This is a genomic window from Micromonospora sp. RL09-050-HVF-A, assembly GCF_019374995.1.
In the GTDB taxonomy this organism is placed as follows: Bacteria; Actinomycetota; Actinomycetes; order Mycobacteriales; family Micromonosporaceae; genus Micromonospora; species Micromonospora antibiotica.
The window spans coordinates 3,711,042-3,724,865 of sequence record NZ_JAGKQP010000002.1 but is presented as its reverse complement, the minus strand read 5'-3'; the positions used below and the strand labels follow the sequence as shown (position 1 = coordinate 3,724,865).

18 protein-coding genes and 3 tRNA genes are annotated in these 13,824 nt (G+C 69.6%); 14 read left to right on the top strand and 7 right to left on the bottom strand.

Translation table 11 applies throughout. From position 1 onward, the window contains the following. Positions 1-140: 140 nt before the first annotated feature. The 4 genes from J7462_RS16165 to J7462_RS16150 form a co-directional block, all read right to left on the bottom strand. The gene (locus J7462_RS16165) at positions 141-419 is read right to left on the bottom strand and encodes a hypothetical protein (protein WP_219464770.1); all 279 of its coding nucleotides are present in this window, start codon (positions 417-419) and stop codon (positions 141-143) included. A 25-nt stretch (positions 420-444) separates the two neighbouring features. Further along, positions 445-1,287, bottom strand: coding sequence for a protein phosphatase 2C domain-containing protein (locus J7462_RS16160; protein WP_255597747.1), 843 nt, complete (start codon positions 1,285-1,287; stop codon positions 445-447). 154 nt (positions 1,288-1,441) lie between these two features. Continuing rightward, positions 1,442-2,344 carry a DMT family transporter gene (locus tag J7462_RS16155; protein ID WP_219464768.1) on the bottom strand — a complete coding sequence of 301 codons (903 nt, stop codon included), beginning with the start codon at positions 2,342-2,344 and terminating at the stop codon, positions 1,442-1,444. Then, on the bottom strand, positions 2,334-3,107 hold the full coding sequence (locus J7462_RS16150) for a GntR family transcriptional regulator (RefSeq protein WP_219464767.1): 774 nt from the start codon (positions 3,105-3,107) through the stop codon (positions 2,334-2,336). Before J7462_RS16150 ends, J7462_RS16155 begins: the two co-directional genes overlap by 11 nt. 446 nt (positions 3,108-3,553) lie before the next feature. On the opposite strand from J7462_RS16150, the gene J7462_RS16145 reads away from it, so the two are divergent. The 3 genes from J7462_RS16145 to J7462_RS16135 are packed head-to-tail and all read left to right on the top strand — an operon-like array spanning position 3,554 to position 4,851. Beyond that, the gene (locus J7462_RS16145) at positions 3,554-3,952 is read left to right on the top strand and encodes a hypothetical protein (RefSeq protein ID WP_219464765.1); all 399 of its coding nucleotides are present in this window, start codon (positions 3,554-3,556) and stop codon (positions 3,950-3,952) included. Next, entirely contained in the window at positions 3,945-4,256 is a 312-nt protein-coding gene (locus J7462_RS16140) for a precorrin-4 C11-methyltransferase (protein ID WP_255597746.1), read from the top strand. Before J7462_RS16145 ends, J7462_RS16140 begins: the two co-directional genes overlap by 8 nt. A gap of 52 nt (positions 4,257-4,308) precedes the next feature. Then, a complete protein-coding gene (locus J7462_RS16135) occupies positions 4,309-4,851 on the top strand; it encodes a DapH/DapD/GlmU-related protein (protein WP_255597745.1) in 543 nt (180 codons plus the stop codon). Between the two features lie 173 nt (positions 4,852-5,024). Here the strand turns inward: J7462_RS16135 and J7462_RS16130 are convergent, their stop codons facing one another. From J7462_RS16130 to J7462_RS16120, 3 genes are all read right to left on the bottom strand, one after another. Next, entirely contained in the window at positions 5,025-5,471 is a 447-nt protein-coding gene (locus tag J7462_RS16130; RefSeq protein WP_219464763.1) for a hypothetical protein, read from the bottom strand. Between the two features lie 150 nt (positions 5,472-5,621). Then, entirely contained in the window at positions 5,622-6,140 is a 519-nt protein-coding gene (locus J7462_RS16125) for a hypothetical protein (RefSeq protein WP_219464761.1), read from the bottom strand. Positions 6,141-6,328: 188 nt separating this feature from the next. Beyond that, complete coding sequence (locus J7462_RS16120; RefSeq protein ID WP_219464759.1) at positions 6,329-6,841, bottom strand: GyrI-like domain-containing protein; 513 nt, start codon at positions 6,839-6,841, stop codon at positions 6,329-6,331. A 481-nt stretch (positions 6,842-7,322) separates the two neighbouring features. Here J7462_RS16120 and J7462_RS16115 point away from each other — a divergent pair, with 481 nt between their 5' ends. From J7462_RS16115 to rplK, 11 genes are all read left to right on the top strand, one after another. After that, a complete protein-coding gene (locus J7462_RS16115) occupies positions 7,323-7,469 on the top strand; it encodes a hypothetical protein (protein WP_169733070.1) in 147 nt (48 codons plus the stop codon). Positions 7,470-7,532: 63 nt separating this feature from the next. After that, positions 7,533-10,052, top strand: a complete 2,520-nt coding sequence (locus tag J7462_RS16110) for a bifunctional diguanylate cyclase/phosphodiesterase (protein ID WP_219464757.1) — start codon at positions 7,533-7,535, stop codon at positions 10,050-10,052. A gap of 96 nt (positions 10,053-10,148) precedes the next feature. Continuing rightward, positions 10,149-10,221, top strand: a tRNA-Thr gene (locus J7462_RS16105). Positions 10,222-10,246: 25 nt separating this feature from the next. Next, positions 10,247-10,319, top strand: a tRNA-Met gene (locus J7462_RS16100). Positions 10,320-10,451: 132 nt separating this feature from the next. Continuing rightward, entirely contained in the window at positions 10,452-10,619 is a 168-nt protein-coding gene (gene rpmG / locus J7462_RS16095) for a 50S ribosomal protein L33 (RefSeq protein WP_091242082.1), read from the top strand. A gap of 133 nt (positions 10,620-10,752) precedes the next feature. Beyond that, positions 10,753-11,199: a MaoC family dehydratase N-terminal domain-containing protein gene (locus J7462_RS16090; protein WP_219464755.1), complete on the top strand. Its 447-nt coding sequence runs from the start codon at positions 10,753-10,755 to the stop codon at positions 11,197-11,199. 1 nt (position 11,200) lies between these two features. Further along, positions 11,201-11,593: a MaoC family dehydratase gene (locus J7462_RS16085; protein ID WP_219464753.1), complete on the top strand. Its 393-nt coding sequence runs from the start codon at positions 11,201-11,203 to the stop codon at positions 11,591-11,593. 127 nt (positions 11,594-11,720) lie between these two features. Further along, a tRNA-Trp gene (locus J7462_RS16080) sits at positions 11,721-11,793 on the top strand. A gap of 213 nt (positions 11,794-12,006) precedes the next feature. Beyond that, positions 12,007-12,426, top strand: coding sequence for a preprotein translocase subunit SecE (secE, locus tag J7462_RS16075; RefSeq protein WP_219464751.1), 420 nt, complete (start codon positions 12,007-12,009; stop codon positions 12,424-12,426). A gap of 38 nt (positions 12,427-12,464) precedes the next feature. Then, positions 12,465-13,187 (top strand): transcription termination/antitermination protein NusG, encoded by a 723-nt coding sequence (nusG, locus tag J7462_RS16070; protein ID WP_219464749.1) that lies wholly within the window; start codon positions 12,465-12,467, stop codon positions 13,185-13,187. Between the two features lie 184 nt (positions 13,188-13,371). After that, positions 13,372-13,803 carry a 50S ribosomal protein L11 gene (gene rplK, locus J7462_RS16065; RefSeq protein WP_208568215.1) on the top strand — a complete coding sequence of 144 codons (432 nt, stop codon included), beginning with the start codon at positions 13,372-13,374 and terminating at the stop codon, positions 13,801-13,803. Positions 13,804-13,824: the final 21 nt, after the last annotated feature.

The following is a 13,824-nucleotide window of genomic DNA, read 5'->3' as shown; positions in this document are numbered from 1 at the left end:
GTTCCCAAGATCGTGCGTTCCCTGTAAATCCGTCGCGAAAGCTACAGAGGTTCGAATCCTCTACCCGCCACCAGGTGCACAAAGCGGCCCCTGACCAGCGAGAACGCCGGTCAGGGGCCGCTTTCGTGAGTCTCGCTCGATCAGGCGGTTCTGGCGAGGACTGTCAGGAACACGAGACCGACCGCGGCGAAAGCACCGCCAATCACCCGTTCCAGCAGGATGAATCGTGCCAGGCGCTTATCGTGCGAGACGTCAGGCAGCCAACGCCACGGCGGAACCCGCCGGCTCACGCTCGCGGCGGACATCGACCGTTGCACGTGCCATTCAGTCACGCCACGAAAATTGCTGGCAAGAGCGACGCCCAAGAGGCACATGGCCACGCTCATGGCAGCGCCCGCGAGGACTCGCCAAGTCTCCATGCTGATCCCCTTCTATGAGTGACGATTATCGCCCCGGCCCTGCGGGCGTACGTCGGGCGGTAAACCGGGTGCACACGGCCAGTGTGGCGTCGTCGTACGCCTTGGCGCGCGGCCACCTTCTGCCCTGAGGATCGCTGGTCTCTGCCGCCCGGACCTGCCGGATCACCTCAATCGGCCCTTCCTCGGCGATGAGCGCGAGAACTTCCGGCCAATCCGCCAGAGCGAACTGGTCCACGATGCGGCTGGCCCCGTCACTGAGCAGGACGGCACCCCTAAGTCCTGACACAGGCCGGCTTCCGGTCAGCGCTTCCGCCGCCACCCCCGGATCGTCGGCGGCGACCCAGAACCCGCCGGGCTGGTTGCGGTGGGCGCGGAGGGCTTCGATGTATTCGCGGAGCGCCCGGTCGTGTTCGACAGTTCCGTTCGGGGCGGCGTCCATCGCGGCGCGGTAGCGGCTGCCCACGGCGTCCACCCGCCCGTCGGTGATCACCTCGGGAACGTCCCCGGCGTGGTCGAGGACCAGCACGGAGTCGGCGAGCGCGAGGTAATCGGCGCGGTCGTCGTCGATCCGAAAGATGGTGACGGTTGCTGACGGACTGCTCGGATCACTGATGTCGCAGGTGTCCCGGTGCGCGTCGGCAACCTCCACGATCGCCTGGCCGAGGATGGCGGTGAGATCCTGGCCGTCGTCGGCCGCCAGTTGGCCGAGCAGCGCCCCGCCGAGCCGGCGGGTGTACCAGGCGACGCCGTGGAGACAGGTAGATGTGGTGCCGGACAGGCCGGCACCGTCGAGCAGGACGACGGCATTCGGTACGGCACCGGTGAAGTCTTCGTTGGGCTGGTCGGGCTTGGCCGGGCGGGTTGCCATGACGACCTGCATCAGCGTCCTCCACGCGGTTCAGAGCCGACGATCCGATTCAGCGGGGAGCGTCGGTGGCCGGCTTCGACTCGGTGACCATCAGGACGGGCGGGCCATCCGCACCACCCGGGTACGAGGATTGCTGATCGATGTGAAGTGTGGGTTATCCGATTTCGGTGGACCGTCGCCGGGTCAGGGTGACTCCGGCGAGGACCAGGGCGATACCGACCACGATCACGGTCGTGACAGCCTCGCGGAGGATCACCCATCCGAGGACCACTGCGACGACGGGCAGCAGGTAGGTGACCACCGATGCGGCGGTCGGCCCCTCGTCGTCGATGATGCGGTAGTTCAGGACGTAGGCGGCCCCGGTGCCGAGCACCCCGAGGACGAGCAGGCTCGCCAACGCGTCGAGCCGCCACACCGGCGACTCCAATCCGGCAAACGGCAGCGCCGGCACCAGCAGAACCGTGGCCGCGCCGAGCTGGGCCGCCGACAGCACGAGCGGCGGGATTCCGCGCCCGGACAGGAACCGGCCCATGTAGACGTAGCCGAGCCCGTAGCTGGCGGCTGCGGCGAGGCAGGCGAGGCCGCCCCAACTGGCGATCTCGCTCGCGGACTCCCACGGCGAGAAGATGACCACGACCCCGAGGAACCCGAGGGCGAAGCCGGCGGCCTTCTTGACGGTGACGGCCCGGTCGACGCCGACGAGGAATGCCAGCAGCAGCGTCCACAGCGGCGTGGTCGCGTTCAGCACCCCTGCCACGTTCGACCCGATCGTCTCCTCCGCGATGCTGAACAACAGGTACGGCACGGCGTTGGCGACCATGGCGGCCACGAACAGGTGACCCCAGAGTCGCTTGTGCCATGGAAAGCGGAGTCCCCGGGACAGCGCGATCGGGGTCAGGACCAGGAAGCCGAGCAGGAGCCGGGCGAACACGATCTGCACCGGGTTGAAACCGCGCAACGCGAGCTTGATCCAGAGAAAGCCGGACCCCCACAGCAGCGCGAGACCGGCCACCCGGGCGATACCTGCCCGGCTGACCCGCCGGTGGTCAGTCCTCAACGGGCATGTCGTAGTCCAGGCCGTTCACGTCGGCGCGCATGACGAACCGGGTCACCTCGAAGGCTCGTCCATCACCATCGAGACTCGTGTGCAGCAACTCGATCACGGGCACGCCCGGCGGCATCGAGAGCCCCTTCACCTCGTCCGGCGTCGGCATCCGGGCGCTCACCTCCTCCCGGATACGCGCGATCGGGTAACCCAGATCCTCGAACCGCTGGTAGATGCTGCCTCGGCCGAGCTTTTTCTCACTCGCCAGTGGTGATCCCTCGACCACCGTGGTCGGGATGTAGGTCACTCCGACCTGCATAGGCTCGTCGTCGGCGAAGTACCAGTTCTCCCGCCGGATGACCTCCTGGCCGGCGGCGAGCCCCAGCCGCTGGGCGACCTCGGCGGGCGGCTGCACGGTGGTCACCGACCGGCACTCCGTGTGCGGGGTCCGTCCCTGCCGCTCCACCTCGATGCGGAACGGCGAAAGCCCGGTCTCGTTCCGCGCCCGGCGGGAGTACCGGTCGCGACCCATCCTCATCAGCGGACGCCGCAGGCGTACGAACACGCCTCGGCCGTGCTGCGCCTGGGCAAGGCCCTCGGCCTGCAAGATGCCCAATGCCTCCCGGGCGGTGTTGCGGGCCGTGGCGTATCTGGCTGCCAGATCGCGTTCGGAAGGTAGTTGGTCGCCGTCGCCGAGGTCACCGCGCATGATCGCGGCCCGTAGCTCCTCGGCGATGCGGCGGCTCGGAGGCTGCCGCTCCTGCTGGTCACTCATCGGATCACCACTCCTCAAGGTGGTATCCAGGCTAGCGCAACTGGCTCAAGCCAGCTATTGACAGCCTGCCACCCTTCATCGAAGCTGGCTTAAGCCAGTTGCCGCCAATGTCGGTCCTGTCGTGAGCCGGTCTTGGACTCAGGCCGTTCGGAGGGCCAGGCCATGCCGCTGGCAGCCAAGCAACCCGGGGTCCTCGCCCCGGTTACCTGTGGAGGTGTGATGTCCGGCACTCATCGTCGATGCGATTGGTTCTCGTCCTGGCGGTCTCGAAGGCGTTCACCGTCACGACCTGTCCGCCGCAACGCCCCGCCGGGCCCGTCCACTGCACCTCCGCTCGCCACGCCATGGTGGTCGGTCGAGGTGACCCGCGAACTGCCCACCCTGCGGTGTGCCCCGCTGCTGACGGTGGGCCAGGCACGTCGGGGTAACGGTGGGCGGTGGCGGCGATGACCCGTACCGGTAAGCCGACCACCACCCACCCGCCGTGGTGTACCCCCGAGCGGTGCGGTTTCCTGGTTCCGCCGGTGATGCCGCACATGGCCCGCCGGCACCGTGGCCCGATGCTGCGGGTCGGTGAGAGTCGGGCGAGTGGCCTCGTCGTCACGTACCTCATCAGCGCGGAAGTCCCGGGTGCGCCGCTCGTCGGGGTGCACGCGACCTGTCGGGCCGGCAATGCCTGGGCCGAGTTGTCCCTGCCTCAGGCTGCCGAGCTGGCGGACCAGTTGCGCGACCTGCTGACCCAGGCGGCCGACCAGGGCGATCCGGGCCGGGGCGACGGTGGCCCGTCGGGGGCCGATCGGGTCGCTGGTCAGGGTGACGGCCGTCCGGGGGTCGGCGATGAGTGAGGGTGGTCGGCCGGTCGTCTGTCCGGTGTGGTGCCGGGGGTGCGGGCCGAACGACCCGATGCACCGGGGGTTCCTCGCCACCGTGGGGCGGGAGCGGACCGGCTGGGTGAGCCTGCAACTGCTCGTCGACCGGTTCATCAGGCGCGAACCGTCGATCAAGCTGGACGCGACCCGGTACGGCGGCACCCAGGCGGTGCTGCTGTCGAGCGGGCAGGTGGACCGGCTCATCGAGGAGTTGACCCAGGCGCGGCGGCTGATGCGGGCACCGGTCGGCCCGCCGGGGCGGGCGGGGGAGCGGCGGTGAACGGCGGTGGCCCGCAGCGCCCCGGGGCGGCGGCGTCGGCGAGGATCGCGGGATGTCCGACGAGCGCTTCATGCGCATCCACAGCCCCGAGTTCCAGGCGATGGCCGCGAGGGTGTTGCGGGCCACCGAGTTGACCTCCCGGCTGAACGTGCTGCCCTTCACCGACGAGGCCGGCCGGGCGGAGTTGTTGGCGCAGCTCCTCGGCCGGCCGCTGCCGGCGCGGGTGACCATCTATCCGCCGTTCTACACCGATCACGGCCTCAACCTGGAGATCGCGGAGCGGGTGTTCATCAACCAGAACTGCACGTTCCTCGACTACGCCGGCATTCGGCTCGGCGAGGGCGTCATGGTCGGCCCGAAGGCCACCTTCATCACCCTCGGCCACCCGGTCGACCCCGTGCAGCGGCGGGAGTGGCTGACCGGTGCGCCCATCGACGTGGCGGAGAACGTCTGGATCGGGGCCGGCGCGACGATCCTCCCCGGCGTCCGCATCGGCCGGGACGCCGTGGTGGCGGCCGGCGCGGTGGTCGCCGACGACATCCCGCCCGCCACCCTGGTCACCGGCCCCAAAGCGACGGTACGCCGCCAGTGGTGACCCCACCCGCCTTGCCGGTGGGCCGGGATGACCTCACCCGCCTCGCCCGGGGGCCGATGTAGCGGTATTCAGGCTGGCCGGACACCGCTACGTCGCCTCCCCTGAGTCGATCGTGCGTCCCGCTCCGCCCGGCGCCGTCGGTTCCGTTATGCAGCCCGTCGCGACCGGGTCGGTCAGCGGCCGTCGCGGTCGGGCCGCGCCGACTCCGGCGTGGCCTCGTGGCCGGGCATGCCGTGGGTACGCCGCCGCTGCTTCATCTCGGCCTCGTAGAGGTGCCGCCGACCGCCGGCCAGCTTCTCCCGGGCGTCCCGCTCGATCTCCTGGAACGTGGCGTAGTAGCCGTCGTCGAACTCCTCCACGATCTGGAACGTCCACCGGCCGGGCAGTAGGTTGCGCCCCAGCAGCTCGTGTTCGACCCGGTCGGCCACCTCGTCGTGCCCGGCCCCGCGCAGCAACTCCACCACCCGGTCCAGGGTGAGATCCGCGCCGCCGACGAGCTGGTGCGCGGAGTAGAGGTGCCCGCGCACCCGGTGGATCGTCTCCAACGCCTCACTCAGCTTGCCCAACGCCTCGACCGTCGCGTCGTCGACTCCCGCCGGCCGCGCGTGCTCCTCGTCCATCGCACCGTTCTGACCTACCATAACCCCCGACATACCCCCAAACCATCCCAGGTATCCCCTGGTCGCGGTGCGAGCAGCGCGGCCGGGCGGAGTCCCTGGCGGCCGGAACACCACGGACGTCGAGGCGGCAACTCGGCTGACGGCGGTGGCTCAGTCGTTCTCCGCTGTGCCGCCGATCAGCCGCCGCGCTTCGGCGACCACGTCCGCATCGACTCCGGCAGCCGCATCGTCCGGGTACGGCTGCCCGTCGTGGACGACGGCCTCGACGATCTCGTACGCGTACTCAAGGTCGATGAGCCCGGCCGCCAGCGGAGTCCCGTCCCGGGTGATGAACCCGTACGCCCAGGAGGTGAGGGCGCGGGCGGTGATCGTCCGGTCGAGCAACCGGCGGGCCATGATCCGGACGGCTTCGTCCTCACCCGCCCGGCTGCCCTGCGGGAAGAAGGTCAGCGAGAGTTCCGCCAGCGTATCCCCGAGCCACCGACGTAGTTCGTCGCTCTCGCCGCCTGGATCGGCCGAAATGCCCGCAAGGATCCGAAGCGTCGGGCTGTCCACCCCCGCTATCAGGCAGTCGCAGGCCGCCTCGACCACCTCGGCCGGCGTGCCCGACCCGACGCTCCACAGGACGGCGGCCTCCTGGAGGCGGGTGAGCACATCGTCTGGTTGCACCGGCACATGGTCCGCCGTCACGCCGACGTTGTCTCCGGGATAACCACCCGGCGAGCCATCCGCTTCTCGCAGTAGCTCGCCGTACTTGAAAACCCTGGCCCGAAATTCAAGTAAAGCGGCAGATACTGCAAATTGCCTGATAGCAGTGGTGCTGTGCGGATGGCGTACGAATGGTCCGCCCGTCCTCGTCAGTCCGCCAGTCGGAAGGCCAGCTGCGTCTTCCACGTGCTCCGGTCCGGGTCGTCGTCCGGGCCGAGGTGGTAGATCTCCAGCCGGCAGCCCCAGCGCTCGCCCGCCCCGGTGTCGCTGACGTCCCAGCGCAACCCGTTGCGCTCCGCCCACTCCAGGAACGCCCCGGTCACCGCGACCAGTTCGTCGGGGTCGCCGACGTGGGTGGTGGTGAGGTAGCGGCCGGCCGGCAGCACGCCGGTCCGCATGGGCGTCTCGACCGTGATCTGCGCGTCGGCCGGGACCGGTACGCCCGCCTCGACCTCAAGCTCCCGCGCCATGTCGATCACGTGGTAGCGCAGGAAGTCCGGGCCGGCCGGGGCGATCCCCTGCGCCGCCAGCCAGCCGAACAGGTCCGACAGGGCGTCCGCGGCATCGCCGATGGTCCCCATCGTCACCGTGCGTCGGATCCCCACGTAGGGCTGGACCGCCCGTTCCTCGATCACCGGCGTCACCGGTGTCTGCGATGTCATGGATTCACGACACCATCGGGGTGCGACATCACGGGGTCCGACCGCCTCTGGCGGGTGTTTCGCCTGCTCGCGCCAGCTCGCCACCGTTAGCGCGTTTTGTCGTTGATCTGGTGCGGAGTCCGTCGACTCCCGACAGGCCGCTTCCGTACCTGACGAAATGAGCTATGGTGATCGATGTGACGGTTCCGGGAGCAGTCGTCGCGACCCTCGAATACGACGGTCGCCCTGCCGCCCGGGCAGCGGCCCCGCGCCGTTAAAGATCGGGTTTGCGTCGATAGTGACATTGGGCGATTCGTGGAGGCTGTTACCCGTCCTGGTGCCGCTGATCTGGCACGGGGAGGTGACGGCGGTGGTCCGAACGGCGGAACCTCTCCGCTGCTCGGACCAGCGCCGCTCTCCCCGCTTTTCTGGGTACCCGAGGTGTGGCACGATCGTGGAACCTCCACCATCCCCCGTGAACACTCTCTCGACAGGAGCAATCATGTCTGGTCGAAGGCTGGGCCGGCTGTTTGGCTCGCTCCTCGTGCTCGCCACCATCCTCGGTGGACTCGCCGTAGCCGGCGTTCAGTCCATCGACGGCAGCGCGCAAATGGCGGACGTCGTCTGGACGATGGGCGGCGCGCGCTAAGCCCCCGCGTCGTCCCCGCTCCCGGTGTCCTGGGGGTGACGTCTCTCAGGGAGAGGGTGGCGCATGGCCAGCCGAGATCAGCGGCGTAAGTCCACCGAACGCGCCTGGTTCATCACCGCCCCCTTGGCCTTGCTGGCCATCGTCTTCAGCACCGCGATCGGTGTCCTGCTTCCCGAGTTCGGGGAGTGGGGCTTGGCGTTCGTGCTCTTCGTGGCGATGACGGGGATCAGCATCCCGGTTCTCAACGTGATCGTCCGGCGGCAGTCGGTCGGGGTGACGTTGACCGAGGTGCCCCTCGTCGTCGCGCTCTTCTTCCTGCCACCGCTGACGGTGGTGCTGATCTACACGCTCTCCGTGCTGATCTGGAGCGCGTCGCACCGGTTCGCTCCGGCCAAGCTGTGGTTCAACGTCGCGAAAGCGGCGGCGGCCACCTCGCTGGCCGGGCTGCTCCTGCTGGCCCTGCCCCCGATCAAGGGGGTCGGGCCGGGGACCTGGGGCAGCCTGTTCCTGGCGGTCAACACCATCACTCTGGTCAGTCTGCTCTCGGTGGCCGGGGTGCACGTACTGCTCCAGGGCTGGCAGGCCGGCCGGGAGGCGCTGCGTACCGCGCCGTCGGTCTTCCTCACCACCTCCATCAACGCCTCGGTCGGCCTGCTCGTCCTGATCGCGTTGAAGACCACCTGGTGGTCGGCGCTGCTGCTGGCCGCGTTGTTCGCGGCGTTGTTCCAGGTCTACCGCTCCTACTCGCAGTTCTTCCGGCAGCACCGCACCCTCACCGGCATGTACGACCTGACCCGGTTGCTCACCAACAGCGCCGAGGGGGCGATCGCCGACATCCTCCTGGACCGGGTACGGGGCCTGATGCAGGCCGAGTACGCCACCCTCTGGCTGCCCGCCCAGCGCCGGCACCCCGAGGTGCTGCTGACCGCCCGGGTCGACACCCCGGGCCTGCTCGACGTCGCACCCACCCCGACGGTCTTCCGGGAACAGGCCCGTGAGCTGGGCAAGACGCTGTCCATCGGCCGACTGCTCGGCGACGACACCGCGCTGCGTCGTGAGGTGGGCGCCCAGCAGGTCAAGGACGCCATCGTGGTGCCGTTGCGGTCCGGCCAGGCGGTGATCGGCACCCTGGAGGTGACCAACCGGCTCAGCGACATCGGCCACTTCACCACGAGCGACATCCCCGTCTTCGAGACCGTCGCCGCGCACGCCGCCGTCGCCCTGGAGAATTCCCGGCTGGTCGACCGGCTGCGGCACGACGCCTACCACGACGCGCTGACCGGCCTGCCCAACCGGCGGCGGATCACCGCCGCGCTGGCCGAGGCGGTCAAGATCCGCGCGCCGGGCGAGGTGGTCGCCGTGCTGCTCTTCGACGTGGACGGGCTGCGGCAGGTCAACGAGTCGTTGGGGCACGCGGCGGGGGACAAGGTCCTCGTCGAGGTGGCCGAGCGGTTGCGCGCCTGCGCCCCGTCGTCGGCCCTGGTGGGTCGGGCCGGGGGCGACGAGTTCCTGGTGACGCTGCGGCTGGAGAACGCCGAGGCGGCCCTGGAGCTGGCCGGCCAGCTCCGCGAGCAGATCCGCGACGAGATGGTCTTCGACGCGCTCACCCTCGACGTGGACACCGCCGTCGGGGTGACCGTGCATCCGGATCACGGCAGTGACGCCGCCGTGCTGCTGCAACGGGTCGACCTGGCGGCCACCGCGGCCAAGGCGGTGCCGGGCAGCGTGCAGCTGTTCAACCCGGCGCTGGAGTCGCGGTCGCTGCGCCGGCTCGGGCTCGCCGGTGACCTGCGTCGCGCTCTCGACGAGGGGGAGCTGGAGGTCTACTTCCAGCCGAAGGTGACCCTGCGGGACCGTCGCCTGCTCGGGGTGGAGTGCCTGGCCCGCTGGGAGCATCCGGCGCACGGCACGGTCTCCCCGGAGGACTTCGTCGCGGTGGCCGAGCACACCGGCCAGCTGGGTCGGCTCACCGAGTTCGTGCTGCGCGAGGGGCTGCGCCGCAGCCGGGACTGGAGCCACACCGGGCAGCCGCTGGCGGTGGCGGTCAACATCGCCGCCCGTTCGCTGACCGACCGGCACTTCCCGGACCGGGTGGGGGAGCTGCTGACCGAGTACGGCGTCCCGCCGCAGCTGCTGACCGTCGAGATCCCGGAGGCGGCGGTGCTGGACGGCACCGAGCGGCCCATCCCCACCCTGCGCCGGCTGCGGGACCTCGGCGTCCGGCTGGCGGTCGACGACTTCGGCACCGGCAACTCGTCGCTGGCCCAGCTGCGCCGGCTGCCGGTGCACGAGGTGAAGGTCGACCAGTCGTTCGTGCAGGGCATGGCGACCGACCCCGGGGACCTGGCGATCGTCAACGCGGTGGTGTCGCTGTCCCAGCAGTTCGGCCTGTCCGTGGTGGCCGAGGGGGTGGAGAGCGAGCTGACCCTCGAACTTCTCCAGGACATCGGCTGCGAGATCGGGCAGGGCTTCCTGTTCAGCCGGCCGCTGCCGTACGAGCGGTTGGAGGCCTGGTTCGGTGCCCAGGCGGACCAGGAGGCGACCGGCGCGGATGAGCTGCCGAGGCTCCGCGTAGTGCCCTGAGCTGTGCCGACGCGGTATCGGGGGATCCCATTTCACCCCCGGCGCGGTGCCGTGTAATGTATCCCCTGCGCGACGCCCTCCGGGGTGATCGGGTAGGCCCCCTTAGCTCAGTCGGCAGAGCGTCTCCATGGTAAGGAGAAGGTCTACGGTTCGATTCCGTAAGGGGGCTCAGAGGGTCCTTTGGGATCCGCCTCGGCGGTGTAGCTCAGATGGCAGAGCAAGCGGCTCATAATCGCTGTGTCGCCGGTTCAATTCCGGCCACCGCTACTCTCGTCCTCCGGGCTCATCCCCGGTGGTGAGTGGGACGGGCGCCACAGGCGCCCACTTTGCATGTCCAGGCATCTTCCGCGTAGGCTGATGCGCTGTAGTTGATATCCGTAGCGAGGAAGGCACTCCGCCGTGGCGAAGGCGACCGATGTCCGGCCGAAGATCACTTTGGCGTGTGTGGAGTGCAAAGAGCGCAACTACATCACGCGTAAGAACCGCCGTAACGACCCGGACCGCATCGAGCTGAAGAAGTTCTGCCCCCGGGACGGCAAGCACACCGCCCACCGCGAGACCCGCTGACCCTCGGTCGGCCACCTGGCCAGCCCGGTCCGCAAGCGACCAACCCGGACGCCGATCCGCACGGATGGCGCGGCCTTCACAGCCGCCTGCCCGTACGGGTCGGCGTTCGTGCGTCCCGTGTAGGTTCGGCGGCATGTCCCTGGACCCGTCCTTCGTCGGCCGGACGTATCCGCCGACCGCCCCCTACCAGGTGGGCCGAGAAAAGATCCGCGAGTTCGCCACCGCCATCGGAGCGACCGAGCCGGCCCACCACGACCCGGCGGCGGCCCGTGCCCTCGGCCACCCGGACGTGGTCGCCCCGCCCACCTTCCCGGTCCTGATCACCATGGCCGCCAGCCAGCAGATCGTCGACGATCCGGCGCTCGGGGTCGACTACAGCCGGGTGGTCCACGGCGACCAGCGCTTCGCGTACACCCGGCCGGTGGTGGCCGGGGACGAGCTGGTCTGCGTGAACACCATCGAGGAGATCAGCAACCGGGGTGGGCACGCCTTCCTGACCACCCGCACCGACGTGACCACCTCGGCCGGTGAGCCGGTGGTCGCCGTCTGGTCCAAGCTCGTCGTACGTGGGGAGTCCTGACGTGGAACTGTCGACCCGGACGTTCCGGGTGACCCGGGCGGACCTGGTCCGCTACGCGGGCGCCTCGGGCGACTTCAACCCGATCCACTGGAACGACCGGACCGCCACCAGGGTGGGTCTGCCCGGGGTGATCGCCCACGGCATGTTCACCATGGCGCTGGTCGGTCGGGCGGTCACCGAGTGGGCCGGCGCACCCGACGCGGTGGTCGAGTTCGGGGTGCGCTTCACCCGGCCGGTGGTCGTCCCGGACGACGACGAGGGCACCGAGATCACCGTGGACGCGGTGGTCAAGGAGGTCACCGAAGCCGGGCTGACCAGGCTCGATGTGACCGCCCGGTGCGGTGAGGAGAAGATCCTTTCGCAGGCGCGGGCAGTGGTGCGGACGACCGGCTGACGGCCTGTCGAAACGTACCGGGCGGGACCGGTTGGGAAAGTCGGGGCGCTACCCGTACACTGGTCCGCCGTGGGGCAAGTGACCCCTGCCCGGCCGTGCAGGTCGGGTGGGGAGAGCGTTGCCGCACAGGGGTGTAGCTCAATTGGCAGAGCAGCGGTCTCCAAAACCGCAGGCTGCAGGTTCAAGTCCTGTCACCCCTGCGCCTCAGGCCTGACCGTTCCCGTGGGTCGCGCCGCCGCAAGGCGGCGTCCGGCCCGTGGTGGTGGCATCGGCGGGGTGGTTCCGGGGCGACCCGGGGCCCTTCGTCCGGTCCGCCGGCCGCGGCCCGTCGCGGGACGGTTGGTCCGGCCGGCGTGACCAGCGCCGCGTACGCCTCCCGGCGTACGAACCGACATCCCGCGACGGAGGGCGAAGTGGCCGAGAGCAAGCGGCGCGGCGAGGACGCCGGCGACGACGGTCTGCGCGACGAGCGCGACGAGGTCGTCGACGAGGTGACCGCCGACAACGACGCCCCCGACGACGACGCCACCGACGCGGACGAGCCGGTATCCCGGGGCGGTACCGCGACCCGGTCGCGGACCCGTGCGGGTGCTGCCGACAGCAAGCCGAAGACCCGGTCCGAGACCGACCGGGTGGGGCCGTTCGCCCGCATCGCGCGTTTCTTCCGCGAGGTCGTCGCCGAGCTGCGTAAGGTCATCTGGCCGACCCGCAAGGAACTGCTGACCTACACCGCCGTGGTGGTCACCTTCGTCGCGGTGATGCTGACGATCGTGGGCCTTCTCGACTTCGCCTTCGCGAAGGGCGTGCTGTGGGTCTTCGGCAGCCCCAGCTGACCGGCCGACTGAGCCGATAGTGACGGAAGTGAGCAAGCGTGCCTGAGTACGACGAGACCGCCGGGACCACGGACGACCAGTCCACGGTCGCGACGGCGGCGAGTGACGAGTCGGTCGAGGCCGCCAGCGAGCCGGAGTTCCCGACCACGGAGCCCGAGCCGGACGAGGACTACGACCCGGTCGCCGAGCTGCGCCAGAAGCTGCGCTACGCGCCCGGCGACTGGTACGTGGTGCACTCGTACGCCGGTTACGAGAACAAGGTCAAGACCAACCTCGAGACCCGGATCACCTCCCTCGACATGGAGGAGTTCATCTACCAGGTCGAGGTGCCGACCCGGGAAGAGGTCGAGGTCAAGAACGGCAAGCGTTCCCAGATCCAGGCCAAGGTCTTCCCCGGTTACATCCTGGTCCGGATGGAGCTGACCGCGGAGTCCTACTCGTGTGTGCGCAACACGCCGGGGGTCACCGGCTTCGTGGGGGCGACCGACCGGGCCGACCGGCCGGCACCGTTGAGCCTCGACGAGGTGCTCAAGTGGCTGGCTCCGGCGGTGGAGACCGAGCAGAAGAAGGCCAAGCCCGAGATCAGGGTCCTCGACTTCGAGGTGGGCGACTCGGTCACCGTCACCGACGGGGCGTTCGCCTCGCTGCCGGCGACGATCAGCGAGATCAACGCCGACCAGCAGAAGCTCAAGGTGCTGGTGTCGATCTTCGGCCGGGAGACCCCGGTCGAGCTGAACTTCAACCAGGTCGCCAAGATCTGACGACGTTCGTCGCCGGCGGTGGGGCAGCAGCCCGCCGCCGGCGACGTCGTTACCCCCGGCGCGGACCTCGGCGCGGGGCGCTGTCGGGCGCTGCGCTACTCTTGAACGTCGTCGCTGTGGTACCGCGCTGACCGTGCGCGCCCGTGGCCGGCACCTTTCCCAGTTCCAAGCCCCAGGAAGTGACATGCCTCCGAAGAAGAAGCTCGTCAAGACGTTCACGCTTCAGCTGAAGGCGGGCCAGGCGACTCCGGCTCCGCCGGTGGGCCCCGCGCTCGGTCAGCACGGCGTGAACATCATGGAGTTCTGCAAGTCCTACAACGCGCAGACCGAGGCCCAGCGGGGCGACATCGTCCCCGCCGAGATCAGCGTGTACGAGGACCGGTCCTTCACCTTCGTCCTGAAGACCCCGCCCGCCGCCCGGCTGCTGCTCAAGGCCGCCGGCGTCGACAAGGGTTCCGGTGTGCCGCAGAGCCAGAAGGTCGGCTCGGTGAGCCAGGCCCAGGTGCGCGAGATCGCCGAGAAGAAGATGGTCGACCTCAACGCCAACGACATCGACCAGGCTGCGAAGATCATCGCCGGCACCGCCCGGTCGATGGGCATCGTCGTCAACGACTGACCCCGGTCGGTCCCCAAGATC

What these genes read in the sequence shown, in the direction of transcription:
- J7462_RS16165 (WP_219464770.1), bottom strand. Translation starts at nt 419, where the DNA reads ATGGAGACTTGGCGAGTCCTCGCGGGCGCTGCCATGAGCGTGGCCATG.
- J7462_RS16160 (WP_255597747.1), bottom strand. Translation starts at nt 1,287, where the DNA reads ATGGCAACCCGCCCGGCCAAGCCCGACCAGCCCAACGAAGACTTCACC.
- J7462_RS16150 (WP_219464767.1), bottom strand. Translation starts at nt 3,107, where the DNA reads ATGAGTGACCAGCAGGAGCGGCAGCCTCCGAGCCGCCGCATCGCCGAG.
- J7462_RS16145 (WP_219464765.1), top strand. Translation starts at nt 3,554, where the DNA reads ATGACCCGTACCGGTAAGCCGACCACCACCCACCCGCCGTGGTGTACC.
- J7462_RS16140 (WP_255597746.1), top strand. Translation starts at nt 3,945, where the DNA reads ATGAGTGAGGGTGGTCGGCCGGTCGTCTGTCCGGTGTGGTGCCGGGGG.
- J7462_RS16135 (WP_255597745.1), top strand. Translation starts at nt 4,309, where the DNA reads ATGTCCGACGAGCGCTTCATGCGCATCCACAGCCCCGAGTTCCAGGCG.
- J7462_RS16130 (WP_219464763.1), bottom strand. Translation starts at nt 5,471, where the DNA reads ATGGACGAGGAGCACGCGCGGCCGGCGGGAGTCGACGACGCGACGGTC.
- J7462_RS16120 (WP_219464759.1), bottom strand. Translation starts at nt 6,841, where the DNA reads ATGACATCGCAGACACCGGTGACGCCGGTGATCGAGGAACGGGCGGTC.
- J7462_RS16115 (WP_169733070.1), top strand. Translation starts at nt 7,323, where the DNA reads ATGTCTGGTCGAAGGCTGGGCCGGCTGTTTGGCTCGCTCCTCGTGCTC.
- J7462_RS16110 (WP_219464757.1), top strand. Translation starts at nt 7,533, where the DNA reads ATGGCCAGCCGAGATCAGCGGCGTAAGTCCACCGAACGCGCCTGGTTC.
- J7462_RS16090 (WP_219464755.1), top strand. Translation starts at nt 10,753, where the DNA reads ATGTCCCTGGACCCGTCCTTCGTCGGCCGGACGTATCCGCCGACCGCC.
- rplK (WP_208568215.1), top strand. Translation starts at nt 13,372, where the DNA reads ATGCCTCCGAAGAAGAAGCTCGTCAAGACGTTCACGCTTCAGCTGAAG.